The organism is Amycolatopsis keratiniphila subsp. keratiniphila (assembly GCF_001620365.2).
Taxonomy (GTDB): Bacteria; Actinomycetota; Actinomycetes; order Mycobacteriales; family Pseudonocardiaceae; genus Amycolatopsis; species Amycolatopsis keratiniphila.
This window is the reverse complement of sequence record NZ_LQMT02000014.1, coordinates 80,053-93,146: the sequence shown is the minus strand read 5'-3', so window position 1 is coordinate 93,146 and position 13,094 is coordinate 80,053. Positions and strand designations below refer to the sequence as shown.

Sequence of the window (13,094 nt, the reverse complement as noted above, 5' to 3'; positions counted from 1 at the left end):
ATGGAACCGGCGCAGGCGTTGAGGGAGATCGCGTTCCGGCTGGAGCGCGCGGGCGAGCCGACCTACCGGGTGCGGGCATTCCGGCAGGCGGCCTCGGTGATCGCCAAGATCGAGCCGGACGACCTGCGCAAACGCGCCGCGGCGGGCACCTTGACCGCGTTGCCGAACATCGGCAAGGCGACCGCGGCCGTCGTCGAAGACGTCCTCGCCGGGCGCCGTCCCGCGTACTTCGAGAAGATCGGCGAGCCGAAACTGCCCGACGGCGGCGCGATGCGGGCGGCGCTGCGCGGCGACTGCCACACCCATTCGGACTGGTCCGACGGCGGCAGCCCGATCGAGGAGATGGCCGAGGCCGCCCGCGCGCTCGGCCACGAATGGATGGTGCTGACCGACCACTCGCCGCGGCTGACCGTCGCGAACGGGCTCTCGCCCGAGCGGCTGCGCCGTCAGATGGACGTCGTCGCGGAACTGAACGAGACGATGGCGCCGTTCCGGATCCTGCACGGCATCGAGGTCGACATCCACCTGGACGGCACGCTCGACCAGGAGGAAGAACTGCTGGAGCGGCTGGACTTCGTCGTCGCGAGTGTCCACTCGAAACTGCGGATGCCCGCGAAGGAGATGACGCCGCGGATGATCGCCGCGGTGCAGCATCCGCGGGTCCGCGTGCTGGGGCATTGCACCGGACGGCTGGTGATGGGCGGCCGCGGGAAACGGCCCGAGTCGGAGTTCGACGCCGAAGCGGTGTTCACCGCGTGCCGGGACAACGGCGTCGCCGTCGAGATCAACTCGCGCCCCGAACGCCGGGATCCGCCGACGCGGTTGCTGAACCTGGCCGTGGACCTGGGCTGCGATTTCGCGATCGACAGCGACGCGCACGCGCCCGGCCAGCTGGACTGGCTGGTCTTCGGCTGCGCGCGGGCCAACGAACTGGGGATCGAGCCGGAGCGGGTGATCAACACGCGGACCGCCGAGGACCTGCTCGCGGGTTAGTTCACCCCCCCTCGTGTGTGTCATGAAAGGGTCGTTCAGGACGAAAGATGTCCTGAACGACCCTTTCATGACATGCGTCGCCGTGCGCTAGCCGATCTCGTACGGGTCCCCGTAGACCGCCCACTTCAGCGGGGTGTGCAGGTCGAGGTTGCCGTCGTTGAGCCACATCAGCTGCGCGGTGTCGATCCGCGAGGTGTCCGCGTGCGCCTCTTCCTGCTTCATGACCACGCGCCGCGCGTCGAGGAACGCCTTGAGGTACGCCGTCTCGTCACCACCCTGCGCGGGCGGCTTCGCCTGCTGAAGAGCGGCCGAGCGGATACCGCCGAAGCTGTCCTGGCTGGTGCCCGGGCCGTGCATCACGATGGCGTCGTAATAGATGAATTGTCCCAGTGCGCCCAGACCGTCCGATTTCGCCTGATTCACCGCCGGGTCGAAATAGACTCGGTCCCGTTCGCTGTTCTGCGCGGCTTGGAAGTCCTCGCGGCCGGCGGCCTCGCGCCATGCGTTTTCGAAACCGCTGCCGAGTCCTTCGTGCGAATCGGTGCCGTCGACCTTGCGCAGTGCCGGGAGGTATTCCGCCAGCGGGTTGTCCGGGACCGAGTTCGTGTAGCGCTCGACGAGTTCCAGCATGTCCCCGGTGCCGGAACAGAACCCGATGATGCCGGCGGTGTACCCGCGCCCGTCGCCGATGTCCTCGATGTAGGAGTACTGCGCTTTCCAGTCCAGGGAAGAGTTTTCCGCGCTGGAGACGATCTGCATCGCGATCTCCTTCTTCTCAGGCGAGGCGAGATCGCCACCGGAAGCGAAGATCGACGCCGACGCCGGGACGGGCGCCGCGGATGCGAGCGAAGAGATCGCGACGGGGCCGGAAACGGCGAGGGCGAGAACGGAGACCGCGCCGAGAGCACGACGCATCGCGGGCCGCAGGGTGTCACTCATGAAAGGTGTCCCTTTCCATAGAGAATTGTCATTTTCTCATCAGGTGTTGCTGCGGCGTGGGCACACGATAACCACGGGTGACAGTTTCCGGCAAGAGGGAGAGCCGGTCGAAGATTTTCGTTACCGCCGGTCGCCGGTGTAGACGACGGCGGCGCACACCGCGTCGACCCCCGAGATCAGTTCGGCGAGCGCCTTCGGCAGTTCCCGGTGAGTGGACTCCACCCAGGCGCGCAGGCCCGCCCGGTCGAGTTCCGGTTCGCAGAAGTCGTCGAGCCCGATGGTCCAGGCCAGTAGCGCCAGGCAGACCGAATGCGGATCCGGCTGTTCGGTGCCGAGGACGGCCGCCCGCACCTTGCTGCGCGCGGCCGTCGACATCAGCAGATCCCGCGGCGGGTACCGATGCTTCTTCCGCATGAGCACCCGGTCGGTCTCGCGGTCGATCACCCCGGCGGCGAGCAGATTGTCCGCGACCGTTTCCCCGAGGTCGTGCCGCAGATGCGTGACCCATTCCCGGACGGTGTGCCGCTCGCGTTCACGCAGGATTTCCGAGAACACCCCGTCGAGCGGCGGATGGGCGAGACCGCGCCGTGACAGCGGGCGGATTCGCTTGCGTTCCACGGTGATCCGCTCGGCGAGGAGGAGATCGCAGAGTGCGGAGCCGGCCATTCCGATCCCGAGTCCCGTGCGGCGCAACGCGGGTTTTCCGGTGAACTCGTCGTGGGCGAGAAAGAACAGGGAATCGACCAAGGTCAGCCGACGCATGAATGGCACGCCCTCCGGCGTTGAAGTGCGGGACGGCCAAAGTAGCGGTAGCGCGCGTACCACTGCGACCCGAGGTCCGTTTTTAGCCTGAACGGACGTACCTCGCCGGGGTGCCCGGCCCTAGGGTGGGATGGCTCTCGCAAGATCAAGAACGACCGACGTCCGGGGGGACGGGTCCATGGGTAGGCAAAGACCGCGGCGCGGTCTCGGTCATCGGCGGCTCGGGGCCGCCCAGATCGTGTTCTTCGTGGTGGCCGCGGCGGGTCCGCTCTTCGCCATCGCGGGCGGGGTCCCGACGAACTACGCGGTCACCGGCAATGTCGGCGTGCCGCTGTCGTTCCTTCTGCTCGCCCCGATCCTGGGACTGTTCGCCGTCGGGTACGCGGCGATGAGCCGCTACATCACCAACGCCGGCGCGTTCTATCCCTACGTCGCCAACGGCGTCGGCAAATCCACCGGCGCCGGGATCGCCTTCGTCACGCTGATCTCCTACAACGCCATCCAGATCAGCATCTACGGCCTGTTCGGCTGGTCGGTGTCGACGTGGCTGGGCACGCTCACCGGATCCCCGCCGCCGTGGTGGTTGTGCGCGCTGGTGCTGGTGCTCGTCGTCGGCGCGCTCGGTGTCCTGCGGGTCGATCTCAACGCCAAGGTGCTCGGGGTGGCGCTGTGCCTCGAGGTGGCCGTCGTGGCGGTCGTCGACATCGCGTTGTTCACGAATCCGGCCGGTGGCGGCGTTTCCTGGGTCCCGCTGGAGCCGTCGAGCCTGTTCACCACCGGCGTGGGCGCGGTGTTCGCGTTCTCGGCGGCCGCGTTCATCGGCTTCGAAGGCGCGGCGACCTACGGCGAGGAGACCAGGGAACCCAGCCGCACGGTCGGCCGGGCGACGTTCGCCGCGATCGCGCTCACCGCGGTGCTCTACGTCGTCTCGTCGCTCGCATTGGCCGTGGGCACCGGGCCGGACGTCATCGTGACGACCGCGGCCGCCCAGGGCCCGGATCTGCTGTTCAACCTGGCGGGCGAACATCTCGGCGGCACGTTCTCCGACGTCGCGTACACGCTGTTCGTGACCGGCCAATGCGCGGCGCTGCTGAGCTTCCACAACGCCGTCGCGCGGTATTTCTTCGCGCTGGGCAGGGAAGGGTTGCTGCCGCGCTCGCTGGCCAAGACCAGTAAACGTACCGGCGCGCCGGTGGCCGGTTCGCTCACGCAGACCGCGCTCGCGTTGGCGGTCGTGTCGCTCTTCGCGATCGCCGGCCGCGACCCGGTGACCGAACTGTTCACCTGGCTCGGCACGACGGCGTCCACCGGGGTCGTGGTGATCATGATCGCCGTCTCGCTTTCGGTGATCGGCTTTTTCAAACGGCGCCGCGACGCCGAAAACGCCTGGCGCCGCTGGATCGCGCCGTCGCTGGCGATCCTCGCGCTGTCGGCCGTCCTCGCGCTGATCCTGCTCAACTTCGATCTGCTGCTCGGCCCGGCCGGGACGTTCCTGTTGCGCTGGGGGCTGCCCGGTCTCGTGCTCGTCGCCGCGCTGGCGGGTTTCCTGCGCGCGGAAGTGTTGCGGACGAAGGATCCCGAGACGTACGCCGCCATCGGCGGGCCGCTCGAAGAAGAGGCGCTCGCCGCCACCAAGCTGTCCTAAATAGACGAACGTGACGGCCCCCTCGTCGATTTGTCTATAAAGGAATGGTAAAGTGGCGGGCAGATGACGACTACCCGTGCCCCCGCCGCACGGCACCGTTCCGTCTTCTTCCTGCTGATCTTGCTCGTCTTCGCCTTCGTCACGCCGACTGTTCCCCACGGGCACGGCCGGGCCGCGAAGGAAGATCCCGTCGCCGTCTTCGCGACCCACCCGCTGCCCGCCTTCCACGGCGGGCAGGCCGTTCCCCTCGCCGACGCTCCCGCCGAAGCGGAGACCGTCGACCTTCCCGACGCCGGCCACGTCCCTGAGCAGGGCGAACCCGTCGTCATCACCCGTGCGGTGCCCCAGGCGCCCGCGCGGGCACCTCCGCGCTGATCGGCGTCTTCTTCCCGCATCAGCCATCCATCGGAGGTCTCCATGAGTTCCGGTCATGCCCTGCTGGCCGTCGGCGGTGCGTTCCTCGCCGCCGGTGTCATCGCCAGAGCCGGCGCCCGTATCGGGCTGCCCACCATCCCCCTGTTCATGCTGGCCGGTTTCGTCTTCGGCCCCAACACCCCCGGACTGTCCCTTGTGGACGATCCAGCCGAACTCGGTGTGCTCGCCGGGCTCGGCCTCGTCTTCCTCCTGTTCTACCTCGGCCTCGAGTTCTCCCTCGACGACCTGGCCAAGGGTGGGCGCAAACTCGTCTGGTCCGGGCTGATCTACCTGATCCTGAACATCGGCGGCGGGCTCGCGTTCGGCTTCCTGCTCGGCTGGGGGACCAGGGAAGCGCTGGTCATCGCCGGTGCCATCGGTATCTCGTCGTCGGCGATCGTCACCAAACTCCTGCTCGAATCCCGCCGGATGAACAACCCCGAATCCCGGCTGATCATGGGCATCATCGTGATCGAGGACATCTTCCTCGCGCTGTACCTGGCGTTGCTGCAGCCGGTGCTGTCCGGCGCCGGGAGCTTCGGCTCGGCGCTCGCCGATTTCGGCAAGGCCTTCGCGTTCCTGATCGTCATGGCCGCGCTCGCCCGCTGGGGCGGCCGGGTGGTGTCGAAGCTGTTCGGTTCGGCCGACGACGAACTGCTCACCGTCTGCTTCGTCGGTGTCGCGGTCATGGGCGCCGCCGTCGCGGAGGAGGTCGGGGTGTCCGACGCCATCGGCGCGTTCATGGTCGGCATGATGCTCGGCGGTTCGAAGGTCGCGCCGCGCATCCACAAGCTGGTGCTGCCGCTGCGGGACGCGTTCGGCGCGCTGTTCTTCTTCATCTTCGGGCTCAGCATCGATCCGAACGCGGTCGGCTCGGTGGTCGTGCCGGTGCTGATCGCGGTGGCGCTGACGATCGTGCTGAACCTGGGCGCGGGCGCGCTGGCCGCGCGGGTCAACGGGTTCGATCGCCAGGCCGGGGTGAACATCGGGCTGACCGTGCTCACCAGGGGCGAGTTCTCGCTGGTGCTCGCGGCGATGGCGACCGCGGCCGGGCTCGACTCGCGGGTCGCGCCGTTCGTCGCGGGCTACGTCCTGCTGCTGGCCGTGATCGGTCCAGTCGCGGTCATCCGTTCCGAGAAGCTCGCCTGGTTGCTACCGGCGAGTATTGTCCGAGGCGCGACCCGCCGCGACGAGCCGGCCAGGGCGACGTGACGAGGAGGCCTTGGTGACGGAGCGGTTCGGCGGCTACCAGAACGAGATCTACCTGCAGGGGCTTGGCGGGACCTTCCCGCCGTGCTCCACCGACGCCACGAAACTGGAGGAGTCGGCGCGGGAGATCCTGGAGCCCGGGCCGTTCTGGTACGTCGCCGGTTCGGCCGGTTCCGGCGCCACCGCCCGGGCCAACCGCGAGGCCTTCGACCGCTGGCGCCTGGTGCCGCGGATGCTCACCGGCGCCACCGAACGCGATCTGTCCACCACTGTCCTCGGCACGCCCGTTCCGGCGCCGGTGCTGCTGGCGCCGGTCGGCGTGCAGTCGATCGTCCACGAGGGCGCCGAGCCGGCGGCCGCGCGTGCCGCGGCGTCGGTCGGCCTGCCCTACGTCATGTCGACGGCGTCGTCCACGAGCATCGAGGACGTCGCCGAGGCCAGTGGTGAGGGGCCGCGCTGGTTCCAGCTGTACTGGCCGACCGACAACGACGTCTGCGCGAGCATCCTGGCGCGGGCGAAGGCCGCCGGGTTCACCACGCTCGTCGTCACCCTCGACACCTGGACCCTCGCGTGGCGGCCGAACGACCTCGACCACGCGTACCTGCCGTTCATCAAGGGCGAGGGCCTGGGTGTCCCGCTGAGCGACCCGGTGTTCCGCGGCCTGCTGGAGAAGACGCCGGAGGAGGACCCGCCCACCGCGATCCTGCGCTGGATCTCGATGATCACCGGCACCGACAGCACGTGGGACCGGCTGCCGTTCCTGCGCGAGCACTGGGACGGGCCGATCGTGCTCAAGGGCATCCAGCACCCCGACGACGCGCGCCGCGCCGTCGAGGCCGGGATGGACGGGATCGTCGTGTCCAACCACGGCGGCCGCCAGGTCGACGGCGCGGTCGCGTCGCTCGACGCGCTCCCGGAGATCGTGGCCGCGGTCGGCGACCGGCTGGAGATCCTGTTCGACTCCGGTATCCGCACCGGCGCCGACATCGCCAAGGCGCTCGCGCTCGGGGCCAAGGCCGTGCTGGTGGGGCGGCCGTGGGTGTACGGTCTGGCGCTCGCGGGGGAGGACGGCGTCCGGCACGTGCTGCGGAGCCTGCTCGCCGACCTCGACCTGACCATGGGCCTGTCCGGGCACCGGCGGCTCGCCGACCTCACGCCGGGCTCGCTCACCCGCTCCTGACCAGCGCGGTGTCGCCTCCGGCATATTCGGAGGCCCGGATCGTCACGCACGGCTATCCTGGTGCCGGTCATGGCTTCTCAACCTTCCCCGCTCGGCGCCCTGCGCGCTCGCCTGCCCGAATTGATGTCGCGCGACGAGCACCGCCTCCGGCGCCGGCTCGACGGTGCCCGCAAAGCCCGCGACGCGGAGTCGATCGCCGCGCAGATCGAGGCCGACATCGAGGCCGCCGAACTCCGGATCACCCGCAGGCGGGACAGCGTCCCGAAGATCTCGTTCCCCGAAGAGCTGCCCGTCAGCCAGCGGAAGGACGAGATCGCCGAGGCCATCCGCGACCACCAGGTGGTGATCGTCGCGGGCGAGACCGGGTCGGGGAAGACGACCCAGCTGCCCAAGATCTGCCTCGAGCTCGGCCGCGGCATCCGGGGCCAGATCGGGCACACGCAGCCGCGGCGGCTGGCCGCGCGCACGGTCGCCGATCGCATCGCCTCCGAGCTGGACACCGAGCTCGGCGAGACCGTCGGCTACAAGGTCCGGTTCACCGACCAGTCCGGCCAGGACACGCTGGTCAAGCTGATGACCGACGGCATCCTGCTCGCCGAGATCCAGACCGACCGGATGCTGCGCCAGTACGACACGCTGATCATCGACGAGGCGCACGAGCGCAGCCTCAACATCGACTTCATCCTCGGCTACGTCAAGCAGCTCCTGCCGCGGCGCCCCGACCTCAAGGTGATCATCACCTCGGCGACGATCGACCCGGAACGGTTCTCCAAGCATTTCGACGACGCGCCGATCGTGGAGGTCTCGGGCCGGACGTATCCGGTCGAGGTCCGCTACCGGCCGATCATCGACCCGGACGATCCGGACGCCGATCAGGACCGGGACCAGACACAGGCCATCTGCGACGCCGTCGACGAGCTCCAGCACGAGGGCCCCGGAGACATCCTGGTGTTCCTCTCCGGCGAGCGGGAGATCCGCGACGCCGCCGACGCGCTGTCCAAACAGGATCTCAGGAACACCGAGATCCTGCCGCTGTACGCGCGGCTTTCGTCGTCGGACCAGCATCGGGTGTTCCAGCGCCACACCGGGCGCCGCGTCGTGCTCGCGACGAACGTCGCCGAGACCTCGCTGACCGTGCCGGGTATCAAGTACGTCGTCGACCCGGGCACCGCGCGGATCTCGCGCTACAGCCATCGCACCAAGGTGCAGCGGCTGCCGATCGAGCCGGTGTCGCAGGCATCGGCGAACCAGCGCAAGGGCCGCTGTGGCCGGACGTCGGACGGTATCTGCATCCGCCTGTACTCCGAGGACGACTTCGACGCGCGGCCCGAGTTCACCGATCCGGAGATCCTGCGGACCAACCTCGCTTCGGTCATCCTGCAGATGACTTCGCTCGGCCTCGGCGACATCGCGGCGTTCCCCTTCGTGGAGCCGCCGGATCGCCGTCAGGTCACCGACGGTGTCCAGCTCCTGCAGGAGCTCGGCGCGTTCGAGATGTCCGACGGCAAGAAGCTCACCGAAACCGGTCGCAAACTCGCGCAGCTCCCGGTGGACCCGCGGATGGCGCGGATGGTGCTGGAGGCCTCGCGCAACGGCTGCGTCCGCGAAGTGATGATCATCGCCGCCGCACTGTCCATTCAGGACCCGCGCGAGCGGCCCGCGGAGAAGCAGCAGGCGGCGGACGAGCAGCACGCGCGGTTCGCGGACAAGACGTCGGACTTCCTGGCGTACCTCAACCTGTGGGAGTACGTCAGCGAGCAGCAGAAGGCGTTGTCCACCAACCAGTTCCGCCGGATGTGCCGCAACGAGTACCTGAACTACCTGCGCATCCGCGAATGGCAGGACATCTTCAGCCAGCTGCGCCAGCTGGCCAAACCGCTCGGCATCACGCTCAATACCTCCGGCCCGGCCGATCCGCAACGTGTGCACACGTCGCTGATCGCCGGGCTGTTGTCGCATGTCGGCCTCAAGGATCCGGCCAAGGGCGACTACCTCGGCGCGCGCGGGGCGCGGTTCTCGGTGTTCCCGGGTTCGGCGTTGTTCAAGAAGCAGCCGCGGTTCGTCATGTCGGCCGAACTCGTCGAGACCTCGCGCCTGTGGGGCCGGGTCAACGCGCGGATCGAGCCGGAATGGGTCGAGCCGCTCGCCGGGCACGTCGTGAAGCGGAACTACTCCGAGCCGCACTGGGAACGCAAGCAGGGCGCGGTGATGGCGAAGGAGAAGGTGACGCTGTACGGCGTCCCGCTCGTCGCCGACCGCCGGGTGAACTACGGCCGCATCGATCCCGAGGTCAGCCGCGAGCTGTTCATCCGGCACGCGCTGGTCGAGGGTGACTGGGAGACGCGGCACCACTTCTTCCGCGAGAACCGCGCGCTGCTCGACGAGGTCGAGGACCTGGAGAACCGGGCTCGCCGCCGTGACATCCTCGTCGACGACGAGACGCTGTTCGAGTTCTACGACCAGCGCGTCCCGGCCGACGTCGTCTCCGCGCGGCATTTCGACAGCTGGTGGAAGAAGGCGCGGCACACCCAGCCGGATCTGCTGAGCTTCGAGAAGACGATGCTCATCAACGAGACCGCGGGCGGCGTGCGCGAGGCCGACTACCCCGACTTCTGGACGCAGGGCACGCAGACCTTCAAGCTCACGTACCAGTTCGAGCCGGGTGCCGACGCGGACGGTGTCACCGTGCACATCCCGCTGCCGGTGCTGAACCAGGTGACCCCGGACGGTTTCGACTGGCAGGTCCCCGGCCTGCGTGAAGAACTGGTGACGCAGCTGATCAAGTCGCTGCCCAAGGCGATCCGGCGCAACTTCGTGCCGGCGCCCGATCACGCGAAGCTGGTGTTGTCGCGGGTCGGCCCGGCCGACGGGCCGCTGCTGCACGCCGTCGCCGACGAGCTGGAAGCGTTGCGCGGGGTGGTGATCCCGGACGACGCCTGGCAGCTGTCGACGGTTCCCGAGCATCTGAAGATGACGTTCCGCGTCGTCGACGTCCGCGGCAAGAAGGTGTCCGAGGGCAAGGACATCGAGGCGCTCAAACGGGACCTGAGCGGCCAGGTGCGCGCGACGATCTCGAAGGCCGCCGACAGCATCGAGCGCGAGGGCCTGACGACGCCGGCTTTCGGCGAGTTGCCGAAGGTGTTCGCGAGCAAGCAGCGCGGGCACGACGTCAAGGCGTATCCGGCGCTGGTGGACGAAGGCGGTTCCGTGGCGGTGCGGCTGCTGGACACGCCGGGCCAGCAGGAACAGTCGATGTGGGCGGGCACGCGGCGGATGCTGCGGCTGAACATCCCGTCGCCGATGAAGTTCATCACCCGCAGCCTCGGCAACTCGTCGAAACTCGTGCTGAACCGGAATCCGCACGGCTCGGTGGCGGCGTTGCTCGAAGACTGCGTGGATTGCGCTGTCGACAAGCTCGTGGCCGACAACGGCGGACCGCGCTGGGACGAGGCCGGATTCGCCGTCCTGCTGGAGAAGGTGCGCGCCGGGCTGAACGCCGGGGTGCTCGACGTGCTGACCAACGTCGAGAAGATCCTGCGTGCCGCGAACGACGTCGAAACGCGGCTGGCCGACACGCGCGGCCCGAAGGACTCGCTCGCGGACATCCGCGCGCAGCTGGACGGGTTGGTGCACAAGGGTTTCGTCACCGAAACCGGGCAGGACAGGCTCAAGCACGTCGTCCGGTACCTGCGGGGGATCGAGCGGCGGCTGGAGAAGCTCCCGACCGAGCCGACCCGGGACATCCAGCGCACCGGCGACATCGCCTGGCTCCGCAACGAGTACCAGGCCGCCCTCGACGCGCTGCCGCCGGGCACTTCGTCGCCCGCCCTGCGGGAAATCCGGTGGATGATCGAGGAACTGCGGGTGAGCTTCTTCGCCCAGACCCTGGGCACCGCCCACCCCGTCTCGCTGAAGCGCGTCATCAAGGCCCTGGACGACGCCGCCTCCGCCTGATCCCGCGAGTTACGCCCCCAATCACGCGTGTCGTCCATCTGATCACGCGAGTTCGCCGCCTGATCACACGCGCTCCGCGGCAGGGAATGGCGAACTCAAGTGATTGAACGGACGACACGCGTGATCAGACGGCGAACTCGCGTGATTGAACGGCGAACTCGCGTGATTGGAGGCGGAACTCACTTGGCGTCGGCGTAGGTGTCCACGGCGGCGATGTGCAGCGGGAACCGGACCGGGCAGGCGTCACCGAAGAGCAGCCGAGCCGCCTCGGCCATGCTGTCCACAATGGACTGCGAGACCTCGTCGGCGAACTCGGCCGGGGTGTGCACCAGGACCTCGTCGTGCTGGAAGAACACCAGGTGCGCGGGGGAGGGGAGCCTGCCGCGCAGGGTCGCCAGCAGGACCGCGGTCATGTCCGCCGCACTCGCCTGCACGACGAAGTTGCGGGTGAACCGGCCCCAGTTACGGGACGCCTGGCGCGCCTTCAGCTCGCCGGCCTCGTCCGCCGCGACGCCGCCGGTCAGCGCCCGCCATGCCTCCGACGGCGCGGGCGACGTCCGGCCCAGCCGCGAGCGGACGCGCTCCCCGCGTTCCCCGGCCTGCGCGGCACGCTCCACATAGGACACCGCGTCCGGAAACCTGGTCCGCAGCAACGCCAGCAGCGGGCCGGCCTCCCCGGACGTGCCGCCGTACATCGCCGACAGCATCGCGATCTTCGCGCGGTCCCGGTCGTCCCTGTCGTCCCACGCGGGCACCGGCACCCGGCGCACGCCGGAGAACATCGCCTCCGCGAGGCTCGCGTACAGATCAGTGGCCGCGGCGACGTCGGCCAGCTTGCGGTCCCCGGACAACGCCGTGAGCACCCGCGGCTCCAGCTGCGCGGCGTCGGCGACCACCAGCTTCCAGCCCGGATCGGCCCGGACGCAGGTCCGCAGGACCTTCGGGATCTGCAACGCGCCCCCGCCCCGGCTCGCCCAGCGGCCGGAGACGACCCCGCCGACGACGTAATGCGGCCGGAACCGGCCGTCGCGCACCCACTCGTCGAGCCAGGTCCACCCGTTGGCCGAATGCAGCCGCGCGAGTTCCTTGTACTCCAGCAGCGGCGGGACGGCGGGATGGTCGATGTCGCGCAGCAGGTACTTCCTCGCCGACGAGACCTCGATGCCCTCCCGGCCGAGCGCGCGGACGACGCTGGCCGGGGCATCCGGGTTGACCGGGCGTCCGCCGAACGCGTCGCTGATCTTCGCCGCCAGCTCGACCAGCCGCTTCGGCCGGTGCCCGGCCGGGACGCGGGGGCCGAGCTGCTCGGCGAGCAGCGCCAAATGCAGGTCCGCCCGCCACGGCAGCCCGTCGGCCGACATCTCCGCGGCCGCCAGCGCGCTCGCCGACTCCGCCGCGAAGAGCAACCGGAGCCGCTCCGGATGATCGGTCAGCGCGACCCGTTTCTCCTGCTCGGCCAGCACCCGGCGCGCCGCGTCGATCACCGTGACGCCGGCGGGCAGCCGCGGGCCGCGCGTCTCGAACAGCGTCGGCTGGTCGTCCTCGGCCCAGAGCGGCGGCTCGTCGGCGGGCGCCTCCTGCCCGTTCGCCCTGGCCAACGCCGCGCGCAGGCTTCGCGACTCCTGCGGCCGCCCCTCGTGGGCCAGGAGCAATCCCTCGATCAAGGTCAGGTCGTGGCAGCGCCGCACCCGGACGCCCGCCTTGATCAGCGCGGGGTACGTCCCTTCGACCGACGGGAACACCCAACGGGGTGAATGCTCTGCCTCCAAACTCCGTACTTCGCGGACGAACTCCGCGAGCTTCAGGCCGCGCCGCGGCGGCTGCCCGGAAAGTGCGATCGCGAAGTCGCCATCCTCCTCTTGACCTGCGATCGCCTGCACACTCACATTGTGGTGGTTCCCTCCGACATTTCTGTCACCAGACGGCTAGTGCGCCTGCGCTATCGGTCGGCTACTGTCGAGTAGCAACCCCATACCGCCGGTACGCGAACCGCCGGTG

9 protein-coding genes are annotated in these 13,094 nt (G+C 69.2%); 6 read left to right on the top strand and 3 right to left on the bottom strand.

The genetic code is table 11. The features are described from left to right. A complete protein-coding gene (locus tag AVR91_RS15640) occupies window positions 1-993 on the top strand; it encodes a PHP domain-containing protein (RefSeq protein WP_063271659.1) in 993 nt (330 codons plus the stop codon). An 87-nt stretch (window positions 994-1,080) separates the two neighbouring features. Here the strand turns inward: AVR91_RS15640 and AVR91_RS15635 are convergent, their stop codons facing one another. Further along, entirely contained in the window at window positions 1,081-1,932 is an 852-nt protein-coding gene (locus AVR91_RS15635) for a chitosanase (protein WP_063271658.1), read from the bottom strand. Between the two features lie 120 nt (window positions 1,933-2,052). Next, complete coding sequence (locus AVR91_RS15630; protein WP_063271657.1) at window positions 2,053-2,694, bottom strand: GOLPH3/VPS74 family protein; 642 nt, start codon at window positions 2,692-2,694, stop codon at window positions 2,053-2,055. 178 nt (window positions 2,695-2,872) lie between these two features. Between AVR91_RS15630 and AVR91_RS15625 the strand changes: the two genes are divergently transcribed. The 5 genes from AVR91_RS15625 (at window position 2,873) to hrpA (ending at window position 11,096) form a co-directional block, all read left to right on the top strand. Further along, a complete protein-coding gene (locus AVR91_RS15625; protein WP_063271656.1) occupies window positions 2,873-4,339 on the top strand; it encodes an APC family permease in 1,467 nt (488 codons plus the stop codon). 63 nt (window positions 4,340-4,402) lie between these two features. After that, complete coding sequence (locus AVR91_RS15620; RefSeq protein ID WP_038517696.1) at window positions 4,403-4,714, top strand: hypothetical protein; 312 nt, start codon at window positions 4,403-4,405, stop codon at window positions 4,712-4,714. A gap of 42 nt (window positions 4,715-4,756) precedes the next feature. Beyond that, entirely contained in the window at window positions 4,757-5,965 is a 1,209-nt protein-coding gene (locus AVR91_RS15615) for a cation:proton antiporter (protein ID WP_063271655.1), read from the top strand. Window positions 5,966-5,978: 13 nt separating this feature from the next. Continuing rightward, window positions 5,979-7,142: a lactate 2-monooxygenase gene (locus tag AVR91_RS15610; RefSeq protein WP_063271654.1), complete on the top strand. Its 1,164-nt coding sequence runs from the start codon at window positions 5,979-5,981 to the stop codon at window positions 7,140-7,142. 69 nt (window positions 7,143-7,211) lie between these two features. Continuing rightward, window positions 7,212-11,096 (top strand): ATP-dependent RNA helicase HrpA, encoded by a 3,885-nt coding sequence (hrpA, locus tag AVR91_RS15605; RefSeq protein ID WP_063271653.1) that lies wholly within the window; start codon window positions 7,212-7,214, stop codon window positions 11,094-11,096. A 179-nt stretch (window positions 11,097-11,275) separates the two neighbouring features. Here the strand turns inward: hrpA and AVR91_RS15600 are convergent, their stop codons facing one another. Then, window positions 11,276-12,982 carry a bifunctional 3'-5' exonuclease/DNA polymerase gene (locus AVR91_RS15600; RefSeq protein WP_063271652.1) on the bottom strand — a complete coding sequence of 569 codons (1,707 nt, stop codon included), beginning with the start codon at window positions 12,980-12,982 and terminating at the stop codon, window positions 11,276-11,278. Window positions 12,983-13,094 lie beyond the last annotated feature (112 nt).